General features: G+C 38.5%; 16 protein-coding genes. 1 reads left to right on the top strand and 15 read right to left on the bottom strand.

Going from position 1 to position 12,954, the window contains the following annotated elements:
* Nucleotides 1–102 precede the first annotated feature (102 nt).
* From CI597_RS18135 to CI597_RS08875, 7 genes are all read right to left on the bottom strand, one after another.
* The gene (locus CI597_RS18135) at nt 103–702 is read right to left on the bottom strand and encodes a hypothetical protein (protein ID WP_024727429.1); all 600 of its coding nucleotides are present in this window, start codon (nt 700–702) and stop codon (nt 103–105) included.
* Between the two features lie 160 nt (nt 703–862).
* On the bottom strand, nt 863–1,684 hold the full coding sequence (locus tag CI597_RS08900; RefSeq protein ID WP_095142916.1) for a hypothetical protein: 822 nt from the start codon (nt 1,682–1,684) through the stop codon (nt 863–865).
* A gap of 37 nt (nt 1,685–1,721) precedes the next feature.
* The gene (locus CI597_RS08895) at nt 1,722–2,480 is read right to left on the bottom strand and encodes a hypothetical protein (protein WP_024727427.1); all 759 of its coding nucleotides are present in this window, start codon (nt 2,478–2,480) and stop codon (nt 1,722–1,724) included.
* 262 nt (nt 2,481–2,742) lie between these two features.
* A complete protein-coding gene (locus CI597_RS08890; protein ID WP_024727426.1) occupies nt 2,743–2,985 on the bottom strand; it encodes a hypothetical protein in 243 nt (80 codons plus the stop codon).
* A gap of 369 nt (nt 2,986–3,354) precedes the next feature.
* The gene (locus tag CI597_RS08885) at nt 3,355–3,693 is read right to left on the bottom strand and encodes a hypothetical protein (protein ID WP_024727425.1); all 339 of its coding nucleotides are present in this window, start codon (nt 3,691–3,693) and stop codon (nt 3,355–3,357) included.
* 20 nt (nt 3,694–3,713) lie between these two features.
* The gene (locus CI597_RS08880) at nt 3,714–4,022 is read right to left on the bottom strand and encodes a hypothetical protein (protein WP_024727424.1); all 309 of its coding nucleotides are present in this window, start codon (nt 4,020–4,022) and stop codon (nt 3,714–3,716) included.
* A 99-nt stretch (nt 4,023–4,121) separates the two neighbouring features.
* The gene (locus CI597_RS08875) at nt 4,122–4,622 is read right to left on the bottom strand and encodes a hypothetical protein (protein WP_024727423.1); all 501 of its coding nucleotides are present in this window, start codon (nt 4,620–4,622) and stop codon (nt 4,122–4,124) included.
* A 181-nt stretch (nt 4,623–4,803) separates the two neighbouring features.
* Here CI597_RS08875 and CI597_RS08870 point away from each other — a divergent pair, with 181 nt between their 5' ends.
* Entirely contained in the window at nt 4,804–5,088 is a 285-nt protein-coding gene (locus CI597_RS08870; RefSeq protein WP_024727422.1) for a hypothetical protein, read from the top strand.
* 113 nt (nt 5,089–5,201) lie between these two features.
* Here CI597_RS08870 and CI597_RS08865 read toward each other — a convergent pair whose 3' ends face one another.
* The 8 genes from CI597_RS08865 to CI597_RS08835 all read right to left on the bottom strand — a co-directional run bounded on the left by CI597_RS08865 (nt 5,202) and on the right by CI597_RS08835 (nt 12,862).
* Nucleotides 5,202–5,636, bottom strand: a complete 435-nt coding sequence (locus CI597_RS08865) for a hypothetical protein (protein WP_143266075.1) — start codon at nt 5,634–5,636, stop codon at nt 5,202–5,204.
* Nucleotides 5,637–5,823: 187 nt separating this feature from the next.
* The gene (locus tag CI597_RS08860; protein ID WP_095142915.1) at nt 5,824–6,441 is read right to left on the bottom strand and encodes a hypothetical protein; all 618 of its coding nucleotides are present in this window, start codon (nt 6,439–6,441) and stop codon (nt 5,824–5,826) included.
* Complete coding sequence (locus CI597_RS08855) at nt 6,438–6,698, bottom strand: extracellular matrix/biofilm biosynthesis regulator RemA family protein (RefSeq protein ID WP_024727419.1); 261 nt, start codon at nt 6,696–6,698, stop codon at nt 6,438–6,440. The genes CI597_RS08860 and CI597_RS08855 overlap by 4 nt, the downstream gene beginning before the upstream one ends.
* 48 nt (nt 6,699–6,746) lie before the next feature.
* A complete protein-coding gene (locus tag CI597_RS08850; RefSeq protein ID WP_024727418.1) occupies nt 6,747–8,924 on the bottom strand; it encodes a type IA DNA topoisomerase in 2,178 nt (725 codons plus the stop codon).
* A gap of 99 nt (nt 8,925–9,023) precedes the next feature.
* On the bottom strand, nt 9,024–9,287 hold the full coding sequence (locus CI597_RS08845) for a hypothetical protein (RefSeq protein ID WP_024727417.1): 264 nt from the start codon (nt 9,285–9,287) through the stop codon (nt 9,024–9,026).
* A 38-nt stretch (nt 9,288–9,325) separates the two neighbouring features.
* A complete protein-coding gene (gene secA / locus CI597_RS08840; protein WP_158221716.1) occupies nt 9,326–11,422 on the bottom strand; it encodes a preprotein translocase subunit SecA in 2,097 nt (698 codons plus the stop codon).
* Between the two features lie 11 nt (nt 11,423–11,433).
* A complete protein-coding gene (locus tag CI597_RS17955) occupies nt 11,434–11,589 on the bottom strand; it encodes a hypothetical protein (RefSeq protein ID WP_158221715.1) in 156 nt (51 codons plus the stop codon).
* A gap of 16 nt (nt 11,590–11,605) precedes the next feature.
* Nucleotides 11,606–12,862 (bottom strand): preprotein translocase subunit SecY, encoded by a 1,257-nt coding sequence (locus CI597_RS08835; protein ID WP_024727415.1) that lies wholly within the window; start codon nt 12,860–12,862, stop codon nt 11,606–11,608.
* Between the last annotated feature and the right edge of the window lie 92 nt (nt 12,863–12,954).

Genomic DNA, 12,954 nt, shown 5'->3' with positions numbered 1-12,954 from the left:
AATTGTTTTAGGGCAAAAAAAAGAACATGCATTTCTGCACATTCTTTTTACATCTCAATATTTTAGTGAAAAACCTTTATCTAAATTGGGCCTCCTACTGGATTATATATTAATGTATTCCTTTTCACTTGTAGTGTAATTTGTTACTTTTCCTATCACAGGACTTGTAACTATATTGTTTAAAGCCGAATTTAGGCTATTAAGTCTAGTGTTCGTCTGCTGTATTGCTTCTGTGTGAGCCTGATATGCTTCAATATTAACTAATCCAGCGGAATTCAATACCACTTCAAAAGGCACTGTATTAGAAATATCAAAGTAGAAGTCCCATGTAATAGAAAAGCCTGGACTTTCCTTTTCAGAAGGAATATTTTTAGCCTGTGCTGCCTGCGCAAGACAGAACAAAATCTCTCCTTCATCTGGATCTTCTGCATAAAATCCCACCTGCCATAATTCATAGCTTTCTTTTAAGCCCTTATTTTCCAGAAAAACAGGAATGATCATTTTCTCTCCATCTGTTCTGGTTGGCTGAAGCGTGATATCATATCCACCTTCCGTCACATCGAGCTGCTGCCTCAAATCTACAACCGGAACTTTTTTCGCACCTGTCGTCACTCGCTTAATCTTCAATGTCTGCCCACTTAATAACTTTGCCTGTAAGGCCTTTCCTTTGTCTGTTAAAACTGTGTTTTCCCAAATATTCATAATTAATTTTCTCCTTTGTAATATCTATAATTTTTGTGCAAGAGAGAATATATCACGGTAATTAGGGGCAATGTGGGCAAATTTAATAAAAAAAAGAACACGCGACAAACGTGTCCCAAATTGTTTCAACTGTCTAACAGTGCAAAAATAATAGGTTTTCTCAAATAATTTCCGTCTTAATGTTCCCACCAACAGGGTTGTAAAACAACCATTCATCGTAAAATTTAACTGCGTCTTGAAGACAGCGAACCAATCTTCTTTCAATATTTCTTATATTGTCATTATCACGAAGAATGCGTTTTCCATCAATATTCTGAAATAAGACCTGATAGCATTGTGCTCCACCAAAATACATTGCTCCTACTTCAGGATAACAGAAAGTACTCCATTGTATTTTCATGTTATCGATCTGAAAACACTCGATTGCATAAGAATCGTCCTTTTTCATAGCATTTATAAAAAAGCAAACACCATGTTCCGGAATTAGAAGTTGCTTTCCCTTTATGAAATCATACAGGTTTCTGCCTAAAGAATTAAAGTGGTCTCCCTCATAGATATCAAAAAATTGGCTCAATACTTCTTCCATATAAACCGGCTTATGATCCCTATAATGATGAAGCAGATTGATGCCATGCGACAGCAGCACTCCTTCTGAATAGCGAAACATCTTTTTTGTCTCTCGGTTTTCTTCTTCCCGCTTCTCCCCATTTGACATAACAACCGTCGACTTCGTGTCAGCAAAAGCAATCATTCCGCTTCGCGTACGCAGTAACCCAACAAATGACATGTCTTTCTCCTTTTCAAAGAATTTGTTTGTATTCTCGTTTATTATACCATATTCCTTATATAACATGTCATGCTTTGTATTGTTTGGTATGTTCGTTCCAATATTTCCATCTTCATAGAACTTTTGCTGAAGCTGAACACCTGAATTGTAATTAGAACAGCCCACAGCAGTATCAAGCCTGTATCCCTGCATCATTTGATCTCCCTCCTCTTAATATTTGTTCTTTTAAGTATCAAGACGCTTGAAATGTTTGAATCACTTTATGACCACCAACTGGATTATATGGAAGGTACTTATCTCCCATCCGGATCACGAAATCCAATGCGTCATTAGCTTCTTCCTTCATTCTTTCAAGGCTCCAATCACTTCCGCAAAAGAGTGGAGGGATAAAGGACGGTCCTGTATTCGTTACACAAAAATGATTCGGGTGGATATGTACATCGATCAGACCCTCGGCTGTTCTATGAAATACAATGAACTGGTATTTATGCCGTTCTCGGAATGCATAATCCGGAAGACTTTTGCATCCAAACATAAGATAGTAATCTGACTGATTATTTTCCCAATTTTGCTTGAGTTCTTCATTTAACAAACGAACGAAATCGTATGGTGTCCCCTTAAAACCCTCTAATTTTTCTCCGATCAGTTCTTCAATTGGACGAATGCTCCAATCGGTTCGATAGGTATTGCTTCCGGCAACAACCATAATAAAATTCTTATGCATAAATAATTTTTTTACCTCACGCGTTTCTGAGTATAAGCCGGCAGCCCCATTGATTGTCCCTTTACTGTCTGCAAGAGCAACAATACCTTCATCACTTCTCATTAATCCTACAAAACTCATACCACAATCCTCCATATTATTTTTTCTTTGATTGTAACATGAATAAACCGTTTTTTCTGTCCCGTATTCAGCGTTATCAAAAGGCCCAAAACAAATTCCGCTTGCCTTTTGATGAATCAATTCTCCCGTTGAAATACCAATTTGCATAATGATTCTCCTTCCAAATTCCCACAGTCTTTCTGATTCATAGTTTCTTAATCATAGTATGAAAAAGATTTTTACGACGTTGAATCTCCCCTATGAGAGAAACCATAAAAATTCAATTTTTATCATACTAATTATGAAGGAAGAAAAGATCCGACAGCGTGTTTTATCTTTTACAATCAATAACGCTGCCGGATGCCTGGATGTGATTTGGTTATGTGTTGTGGTGACAAGTTTGGCTGGGAGTCTCCCATCCAATGATTAATCAGAAGCTACGTTTCCTTACGGTACGCATTCTATGGATTCGAAATGTACCGTTTTGGTCAAAGATTTCTTCGGTCTCCTCCTGAATGAGTTCTTCTTTCTGGAGAGATTTTTCACTCTCAGGCTCTTTCTTCTTATCAAGTTCTGAGTACAGACGAAACAGTTCTATGATTTCCTGGATTGCATTGCAGATCGCAGGGACATGGTCAAATAAAAATGAAACAACTAAAATAATGTAATCCATTTTGGATACCTCCTTTGTGGCGGCATCCGAACATATAAAATTGTCGGGAAAATTTATTGGGCTAGCAATAAAAATCCCCTCATTATTATTATGCTGTTTCTTTCTGTATTTTCAGACACAGCAAAAGCCCAGAGCAGATTCTGGGCTTTTGTTTCTGTGTTTCATTCTTAACTGCTTTTCTACCTAAAAATATCAAACTTACATTTCCAGAAACAAAATCATAGTTGTCGTATGATGATCTTATCACACTTTTCATAATTTTTAATAAGCTGTCTTATATCCCTTTGTTGATCTTTCTGACTATACGAATCACCGCAAGCTTCCTTTTTCACACGGTTCCATTCGAACTTCAAGCATATTTGCGTATTCTTAATTAATTCCCTTATATAACCAGACTGCTTCTGAGTCAACATATGCTTTTTTCGGTGTCTTAGGAGATCTGATCTTGCTCAAAGCTGAATTCCTTGGAGAAACGATCATAATAAAGTCTGCAACAGTCTCTCTTAATTCCTGCATCCAATCTACTCTTCTATCTGTAATATACCTCGCTGAAAGCTCTTTCTTTTGCTTTTCCTCTTCTTTTTGGAAATGTTTTTCCATCTGCTTTAACTGAGACAGATGGCTATAAATATTAAATGAAAGATTTAAGATACCAAGAAAAAGCGCGGCAGATGCAGTCACGATTGCGGCCATAACAGTAGTATTCATACCTTCCCCTCCTGCTTTCTTTAATCTCCATTTCTTGATGAAAGATAACAATTAATAGCACTCCCAAAGTTATCTGCCGACTCAAAACAACTTAAGACAAAAGTAAAAATGGCAACGATGCCGGAAGCGTCTTTTATGGATAGTTCATCTCTTGTTGTAAAATAGATTATAATTGCCAACATCAAATAAGCAAAACCTTTGAAGATAAAGAAATACACATCGGCCAATCTATTATCTCTCGCAAAATAATAAAAGGCTACTTTTACACTTAGTAACAAAAAACTAAAAAATATGGCCCATCTGAATACACCATGAATATTGCTTAACATCTTTGTGCTCCTTCCACTTTCTAAATTTACCTGTAGTATTATTCTTTGACTCATCCACTCTGCAAGAAAGGATATATATTTCAAACTTAATAAAAGACATTATAATCGAACGGGTCCTTTTTCTTCCTTTATCGGTGGGTGATTGATATTGGCAATCTCATTTAACCGTTTCGGGAGCATTTTAGGATGGCTAATGTTATCATCAAATAATAAAACACAGTTGTTTCCAAAAGAATCAGAATATGAAATTGCAAAGCACCTTTCTCTTTTTTTCTTTTTTCCCTGGCCAGACATAATTCCTAGAATCGTGCCGGTATCTCCAAAGAAGAGACTCCCCAAAAAAGCACGCCCTATGACGCTCTTTTTGACCAGTTTATTCCGAGTGATAAAACCAGCACCCAAAATCTGTTCAAAGGCTAAAAGGATATCCTGGTCTTTTTCTTCTTTCCGAAACAGACGTTTTCGAAAGATCACCATCCGTTCTATTTCATCCACAATTATCTTAACTAAACTATTTTCTTCTATATTTGGGAGGCCATCATAGTGTGCAGCGTTCACTTCAAGATTTCCATCTTCATTAATTCCATTAAACCAGCTCATAAAACTTTCCCACCTTTCCTTAATGCCTTTTGGAATATTCTTTCTTTATCATACCATATGAAATTGATTTTGATCGAAAAAAGAACTCAAATTGTCATAAACCCCTGAAGAATATATCACGCCCTTTACAAACGTATGTTCTTTTGATATACTTGGCAATAAAGATAAGGAGGGAGAAAACATGAAACAGATCAACCTGAATGCCAACAAAACAAGCTTTCAAATCTGTACTCGAGAAGGAATAAAAACATACAACATAAATGAAATTTTATTTATTCGACACGGGAGTTCGAGTGATCACTCAGGAAGAGAACGGGAATTTGATGAATACAAGATCCGCATTCCAATCAATCGTCTGGGACAATTCCGTACCTATGCCGTTCGGTTTTATTACGGAAAGAATTCCTGGTTTATCAGCGAGAATGTCTGTGAATTATTTTCAATGCATATTCCTATCTTACCTTAAACGAGGGTGCCGAGAACTTAGATAAATAGCTACCCAAAGATTGAACATCCTCTAACACAAAAACCCCAAAAAAGAGTCTCTCTTTTTTGGGGCATCCTTACCATTCTAGTTCTTCAATTTTTAATTTCGACTCCGAACCTGCATAAAATTTCTTGCAGTTCTTCCATATCAACGATTCCCTCTTTCCAGCGTTCATAGCTTTCCTCTTTAATTGAAAAGCTGTCCAAGTTAAGTCCGTCCATACATGCAGTTTCTTCCTGTAACTGCTGCAAAAATTCATATAACATTTCTCCAAAATGGAGCATACAGGCTTTATGGTCGTCTTTCTCTGCACACTGCTCTTCATTCTCAAAAAGTTCCCATTCCATTGATTCTGATAAAATTTCTTCTCCAACTCTTTCGTCAATACGAACTACACTATAAAAACATTCTTTTTTATTTGAGGCATGTAATACAATTGGCGATTTTTCAAATGGAATGGGGACTCTGATTCCTTCTTGTCTAAGCTGATACATATGCATAGATAAGACATCCCCTGCTCTTTTCATTGCATCCTCTATGGAATCCGTGAACGTCTGCGTATCATACGAAAAATCTGTAAATGAAACGCGGTAACCATCCCCATCATCCATCAATTCAAATATCGCTGGATAATAAACCATTCGTATTTCCCTTCTCTTTGCAGGTGGATTTAAAACACACTTTTATCTTATCACACTTTCGTGTCGAATAACGTCACATTTTCGATTTTGCTTTTTTTAAGGAAGCTGAAGAATTGACTCCCTTTTTTACTTTTTTATAAGTACTGCTCTTTTTTTGTTCTTTATATGCTTTATCCCGCGCTTTTTTTGCTTTTTTTAAATAAGAGGATGAATTTATACTCTTTGGAATCTTTGGGGTAGAAAGTTTCAATTGATTTGCAAGCTTACCATATGTATTTGTAAATACAGCCTCTGCGTCCTGCGTATATTCACTCAGCTTTGCCTCTTCAAGTTTTGAAGTGTTCCCCAGGCCCTCCTGTGTAAATTCTTCCAATAAAGTTTCATATTTTTGATTTACGGAGCCTAGTCCATCCGGTTTTGATGCAAGCGTAAATAAACTGGTATCTAACCCAAGATTTTGATAGTTATTATCCTTCAAATTCTTTGACAGCCAATCAGATGCTTCACTCGATAAACTTCCATTGTCAACTTCCCCTCCTTCCGCCTGCATTTCTGTTGATTGGGAAGTTTCCATATCCTCTTCTGTGGTTGCCTGAGTCTCCTCTGATAATGTAGCTGCATTTATCTGGTGAAATGGCAGTATCATTATACTTCCAATGATAATAGATACTATAGTTTTTGAATATTTCATGTAGCTTCTCCTTTCTCCATCATATTCTTTTCAATACGCTTTTTTAGCGTATCTGGAGTTACGTCACTGCATAACACTCGTCCACTTTTCAAAAAAATGTAAGACTTTACGGCTCTTCCATTGCAAAACTTATAAAGAGCTTCATCTCTCTCTCGTCCTTCAATGACCCGCTTAAGCGGCCTTGATTCAGTTGCCGCACATATAAAGTCAACATTATTAAGACTCACGTAAACTCCTTTACATACATTTAACTGCATTTTGTTTTTCCTTTCCTAAATTCTTCTTTCATTCTTAGTATGATAATTTTAATGAAAACAGAATTTAACCTCATATCGTCCATTCTCCTGTTTAAGGACCAACTTTGCTGAATAATTTTTCTTTGTTTTCGTGGAGTAGAATCCATTAAGTTTTTTCGTCTCCCCACGCTTTAATAAATCCTCTATTTCGGACGGACGCAGGACTCTTCCACCAATATTTTTACTAATTGAAAACCTGCATCCATCCTTATACCCATCACATCCATAACCCCATTTGAACTCTTTAAGTGACCTCCCGCAGGATGGACAAATGAATTTTGTTGTCTTTACCGAAGCGTTTGTTGAAGGTTTTAAAAAGTTGATTGCCTGGATTTGCTTTGACCAGATTGTGATTTGTTCCTCCACCTCTTTCATAAACTGATCAAAATTATAAGTACCCTTTGCGATTCCATTAAGCTTCGCTTCCATTTTTGCTGTCATATCAACAGATTTGATATCATCCACTGGAAGAATATCGATGATGTGCATTCCAAGTGCTGTAGGTTTTAAAATTCCTTTTGTACGTTCTACATATCCAACTTGAATGATCCGTTCTATGACGCTTGCTCTGGAAGAAGACCTGCCAATTCCCTGGACCTCAAGATCCTTCATAACTTTTTTGAGCTGGATGTCCTTTATGAATCGGCTGCCGGCATTTTGCATAGCAACCAACATCGTTTTTTCTGTATACCTCTTCGGAGGCTTGGTCTGCTTTACATCGATTCGATAAGTTCCATCTACAGCTTCTCCTTTTGTGATATATGGGATTAATTTTTCTTTCATAACAACTTTTCCTACAGCCAGCCATCCCTTAGATTTAACCGATTGTCCTTTCGTATAAAAATTTTCTCCACATACGCTTGTACAAATTTCGGTTTTTGAAATGACGGCTGGATTATAAACCATACGGATAATGGAATACGCAATTAACTCAAAGATTTTTTCTTCATCTGCGCTCATTCCTTTCCCTTTTAAAATATCAGCTCCCGTTGGCACGATCGCATAATGACTTGTGACTTTACCAGAATCAAAGAAACGGCTCCCTCCAACTTTTCTTGTTGCTCCTGAGACGAGCCCTGCATACTTAGGCACTCTTCCCAACATTCTAAGAGCAGCCTCTATCGACTTTTCCATCCCATTGTTCAAATATCTTGAATCTGTACGTGGATAGGAAGAATACCCCTTATCATAAAGGGACTGTACGATCTGCTGTGTTTTGGAAGCAGAAAAGCCATAAAGGCTGTTAGCATCCCCCTGCAGGGTCAATAAATCATAAAGAAGAGGGACGTCTTTGTAGGAATCTTTTGTTACGACAGAAGCTACAGACCCTTTATTCCCGTTTACTTTTTGAAAGATCAGCCAAGCTTCACTTTTTGTGTCAAACTTTTTGGATTCATGGGTTCCGTCATAGGATTCTCCCTGCTTTGTTGTAAAGCATCCATTCAGTACAAAATAATCTTGCGGTTTAAAGTTTAGGATCTCCCGTTCCTTTTCTACCAAAATATTAAGGGCTGCAGTCTGCACTCTTCCAACAGGGTACACAGTCTTATAAGGAGCAAATTTCAGCGTAAAATCTTTTGTTAGATTCCAGCCATAAAGTGCGTCAACATTTGCCCTTGCACATCCAGCCATGGCAATGTTTCTTACATCTTTTGCATCAATCAAATTCTGAGGCAGGAATGCCTTTTGAAATCCCTTTTCTGTCTGCTCATCTAAAATAACTCGTTTAAAAGGAGTTTTCGTTTCACTCAACTGATAAACATAATGAAAAATCAACTCCCCTTCCCGGTCATCATCCGTCGCATTAATGATGAGATCTGCCCTTTGAAAAAAATCCTTTGCATTCAAGTATAATTTCAAGGAACTCTTTTCGGCCTTGATCTCATAACCTTTCGGAATGAATGGGACCGGAATCTTACTCCAATTTTTATAAGCCGGATCATACTCCGCTGCCTGCTTTAAGCTGCATAAATGTCCAACACCCCAGATTACATAACATTCCTCATTTTGATAGGTGATCTTATGGTATAGATCCCTGCTCCTTTGTGCAACTGCTTTTCGCTGCAAGGTATTGTTAGTCTCCAGTTGTGAAAATGTGATATCTACCCCTTGATTTAAATGGATTGCATCTAGTGCGGCCGCAATCTTGCTGCCCATATCTGGTTTTTCTGCAAATATTACTATCATATATATTCCCTTTCTTTTAAATACACTCGCTTCTATCTTTAGTATGAGAACGCGCCTTTTTCCCTCATAACAAAAGCGCACCATAGCAGGTGCGCCCTTTTATTCGATCTTTAAATTTTTATATAAAAAATGTCTGATCAACCGAATCACTTCTCTTCCTTCCTTTTCATAGGAGTCCTCTGAAGTATCCGAAACCCATAACAAAAAATTCACACGATCTGGCGTCAGACGATTTATCATCTTTTTTGTTCGTTCCATGTTTGGATACCATGTCCCGCACCGGTACTCCATTTGCGAAATATCATTACAGATCTGGTCAAATTCTTCCTGTGACATTCTCACTTTACTGCCTTCTATTCTCATATTTTTCCCCTTATGATCCCCTTAAGTTTTCTATGGTGTCAAGCTTTTAAATAGGCATCTTTGACGTTATCAACCAGGTTATTGAACAATCGATAAGCCTGTAGTTTATACGATGTGATAGGATTGATTTGTCCAAGCCCCTGAAACGCTGCATTTTGCTTAAGCTCCTCTAAGGCTTTTAAATGCTCTTTCCAAAGATGATCAATCATTTGAAGAAAAAGAATTCTCTGATCAGTAAATTTTAGTTCAAATTTTTTTGTTTCTCCGTTTAATATACGGTCTCTTTCTTTATATAGAATTTCCATCTGCTGATCGTTCACTTTGTCATACTCGTAAACATTCTTTCTAAGACCGAAGTTCTCTGTCTCCTTTCTCTTTTGTGCATTCCTGACAATCCTTGTTCCTGTAACATTTACAATCTCACCAAATTCATTTGCTGTCTTTTTGCAAAGCACGACTTTCTGCGGAGAAAAATAAGGGCTTAAGACCTTGTCTTCCAAGGAAATGAAAAATCTGCTTTTTCCGGCATCTCCCTGCCTTCCGGAGCGCCCTCTAAGCTGATTGTCGATCCGTCTTGCTTCATGAAGTTCGCTTCCGATGACATAGAGACCTCCGCATTCCAAGGCTTTTTTATCAAGCCTGATATCCGTCCCCCTGCCAGCCATGTTCGTTGCAATGGTCACTGCGCCGGCCCGTCCTGCCTTAGCAATGATTCTTGCTTCATCTTTGTCATGCTTAGCATTCAGCACACGATGTAAAACACCCGCTTCCTGAAATATATGACTGAGTTCTTCCGATGTTTCAATGGATGCAGTCCCGACTAAAACTGGCTGACCTTTCTGGTTGGCATGAAGGACCTCTCTTACGATGGCACGGTATTTATCTTCTTTTGTAGCGTATAAACGATCTTTTAGGTCTTCTCTTTTGACCGGAAGATTCGTAGGAATCACACAGACCTTCAATCCATAAATTTCTTTTATCTCTTTCCTCTCAGTAGCAATTGTCCCGGTCATTCCGCTCAATTTTTTATATTTTGAAAAAAGATTCTGGAACGTAATAGACGCTGCCGTTTCGGTATCCTTTTTGATCGGGACCCGTTCTTTTGCTTCAATGGCCTGATGAAGCCCGTCGGAATATCGCCGGTTTGGAAGTACCCTGCCAGTGAATTCATCGACGATATGCACTTCTCCCTTTTTTACGATATAATCGATATCCCTTTGCATTATATAGTTGGCCTTTAATGCGAGATTGATATGATGGAGATAGATCTTATGTTTGCTCTCCCCAATATTTGATATTCCAAAGAACGTCTCTGCCTTTGATAAGCCATTCTCAGTAATGACTGCTTCTCTATTCTTTCGATCAATGAGATAGTCTCCGTCAACCTTTGGGATCTCGCCAAGGAGTAGATCTTTTGATTGAATCTCTTTTTCCTCCTTGCTTTTCTTAAGGGTCTTTACAAAACGATCACTAAGTGATTGGAGTTTTACGGAATCTTGCTTTTCTATTGCAAGAATCAGCGGCGTCCTCGCTTCATCAATAAATACAGAATCCGCCTCATCAACGATAGCGTAATGGAATCCCCGTTGGACCTTTTGCTCTATATAGACCGCCTGATGATCCCTCAGGTAATCAAATCCAAGTTCATTGTTCGTAACATAAGTAACGTCACAGGCATAAGCTTTTTTACGCATACGCGGGCTCGCATCTGAAGTAATGGAGCCAACGGAAAGACCTAAAAGTCCATATACAGGAGACATCCATCCCGCATCTCTTTGGGCTAAATAGTCATTGACAGTAACAACATGAACTCCCTTTCCTTCCAATGCATATAAGTAGGCCGGGAGCAGAGCAACGATGGTCTTTCCTTCCCCAGTCTTTAATTCTGCAACCGTTCCTTCAAACAAACGAATCCCTCCAAGAATCTGTACTGGATAATGCTTCAATTTAAGAGTACGCCAAGTGGCTTCCCGGACCAGCGCAAAGGCTTCCGGAAGGATCTTTTTCAGCCGCTCCCCCTCTTTTAGACGTCTCTTGAATTCTTCCGTTTTTTCTAAAAATTCACTCGTCTCAAGGGCGGACATCTCTTTTTCATAAGACAGAACTTTTTGGACCATTGTATGTTTCTTTCTCATCATCTTCCTCCTTAAAACAACATCTTTACCAGCTTTTCGATGGCAAGATCGATCCCATATAATACGCCAATTGCCGTTGCAAGACTCAAAACAGTTGTCACATAACATAACATGTAATGAAGTGGATGCGGTACGTAAAAGGTTACGTTTCCTGGTTTCTTTTTCATGATATAACTCTCCTCTCTAATCAAACCATTTTTTCGTATCATAGCGCATGCCCAGAAATTCTGCCCATACACACCTTTTTGTCTCTATCACAACACTCACCGCGATGATGATGGTCGTCCCGCTCAGTCGAAGCATCGGCAGAGAGTATACGTTTGCTAAAAAAATCGGGGTAAGTGAAATGATTGCCAATAAGAGAACATCAAAGAATACCATGGACCTTCGTTCCTTTCTCAAGAACCTTACCGTATCATTCCCAGGGCGTACATTTGGAATGAGGTTCCCTCTTCCTTTCAGTATGCTAGCCACATTGACTGGATTAAAAATAAGGTTTGCATAAAGAAATGCAAAACCGGTCAGCATCGCGAGGTACAATACGATTCCTCCGGTAGAATATGGGCTTTTGCTCATAAACCAAGATTCCGAGGAGAACAGCTTACAAATGAAATTTAAGACTCCCTGATCCAAATGAAGCATTTTTAAAAAACCTCCGATCTGCTGAAATGTAGATACAAAAAGGATTGGCATGACACCACATATTGCAACCTTGATTGGGATATGTGACAGCTCTTTATCTTGTGATACTTGCAGTGATCTACTTCCAAGAATACGGATCTCCTTTTTGGATAGTTCCATAAACAGGACAATACCCAAGATAATCGTCGTAATAATAATTAAGAGGACGGCCCCATTTTCCTTTGCTTCCATCACTGACCTCACATCTTGAGGGAGAGTGCTGGCGATATTAATGAAGAGGATCAGTGATATCCCATTACCGATACCTTTCTTATCAATGAGTTTTCCAATGCCTATTAAGAAGACGGCCCCAAGGCATAAGCTTGCTGCCACGAGCAAGGTTGAAAAAACACTTGGCTTTTGAAGATATCCAAGTCTAAGTAATCCAAAGCTGGCGATCAGGGCAATCATGACGCTCGAAGCAATCCCGAATAAAATATTTAGTTTTTCTATCTTCTTCTGTCCATAATATCCCTCTCTGCTTAAATTCCCTAAATATTCTGATGCAGCACACAAAAGCTGTACGATAATGCTTGCACTAATATACGGGGAAATACCAAGTCCAAGGATCGTCATATTAGACAGTGCTCCGCCACTTAATTGGTTCATGAGAGAGAATGAAGGATTGGTATATTGCGTGACTGCCATTTGATACAGATCAGCCTTCACTCCAGGGACCGGGACATGAGCGATGACCTTTACGAAGAGCAGCGCACCGATCGTGATTCCAATCTTTTTCCAAAAATCATTTTTTTTCATAGATTCCTCCTTTTGACTTAAAAAATTCCTTCATTTATAGTATGAGGATTCTTAAAATCCCCTCATAGGGTCAATGTCATAAAAGCCGCCTG

This window comes from Anaerostipes hominis (ex Lee et al. 2021), from assembly GCF_002270485.1.
In the GTDB taxonomy this organism is placed as follows: Bacteria; Bacillota; Clostridia; order Lachnospirales; family Lachnospiraceae; genus Anaerostipes; species Anaerostipes hominis.
The sequence above is the reverse complement of the archived record's forward strand: the minus strand, read 5'-3'. Positions and strand labels throughout refer to the sequence as shown.

Bases quoted from the DNA above. Each gene is read 5' to 3' on its own strand.
- CI597_RS08865 (WP_143266075.1), bottom strand. From the start codon at position 5,636: ATGAAAAGAGCAGGGGATGTCTTATCTATGCATATGTATCAGCTTAGA.
- CI597_RS08870 (WP_024727422.1), top strand. From the start codon at position 4,804: ATGAAACAGATCAACCTGAATGCCAACAAAACAAGCTTTCAAATCTGT.
- CI597_RS18135 (WP_024727429.1), bottom strand. From the start codon at position 702: ATGAATATTTGGGAAAACACAGTTTTAACAGACAAAGGAAAGGCCTTA.
- CI597_RS08885 (WP_024727425.1), bottom strand. From the start codon at position 3,693: ATGAATACTACTGTTATGGCCGCAATCGTGACTGCATCTGCCGCGCTT.
- CI597_RS08900 (WP_095142916.1), bottom strand. From the start codon at position 1,684: ATGATGCAGGGATACAGGCTTGATACTGCTGTGGGCTGTTCTAATTAC.
- CI597_RS08845 (WP_024727417.1), bottom strand. From the start codon at position 9,287: ATGAGAATAGAAGGCAGTAAAGTGAGAATGTCACAGGAAGAATTTGAC.
- CI597_RS08860 (WP_095142915.1), bottom strand. From the start codon at position 6,441: ATGAAATATTCAAAAACTATAGTATCTATTATCATTGGAAGTATAATG.
- CI597_RS08895 (WP_024727427.1), bottom strand. From the start codon at position 2,480: ATGCAAATTGGTATTTCAACGGGAGAATTGATTCATCAAAAGGCAAGC.
- CI597_RS08855 (WP_024727419.1), bottom strand. From the start codon at position 6,698: ATGCAGTTAAATGTATGTAAAGGAGTTTACGTGAGTCTTAATAATGTT.
- CI597_RS17955 (WP_158221715.1), bottom strand. From the start codon at position 11,589: ATGAAAAAGAAACCAGGAAACGTAACCTTTTACGTACCGCATCCACTT.
- secA (WP_158221716.1), bottom strand. From the start codon at position 11,422: ATGAGAAAGAAACATACAATGGTCCAAAAAGTTCTGTCTTATGAAAAA.
- CI597_RS08880 (WP_024727424.1), bottom strand. From the start codon at position 4,022: ATGTTAAGCAATATTCATGGTGTATTCAGATGGGCCATATTTTTTAGT.
- CI597_RS08835 (WP_024727415.1), bottom strand. From the start codon at position 12,862: ATGAAAAAAAATGATTTTTGGAAAAAGATTGGAATCACGATCGGTGCG.
- CI597_RS08850 (WP_024727418.1), bottom strand. From the start codon at position 8,924: ATGATAGTAATATTTGCAGAAAAACCAGATATGGGCAGCAAGATTGCG.
- CI597_RS08890 (WP_024727426.1), bottom strand. From the start codon at position 2,985: ATGGATTACATTATTTTAGTTGTTTCATTTTTATTTGACCATGTCCCT.
- CI597_RS08875 (WP_024727423.1), bottom strand. From the start codon at position 4,622: ATGAGCTGGTTTAATGGAATTAATGAAGATGGAAATCTTGAAGTGAAC.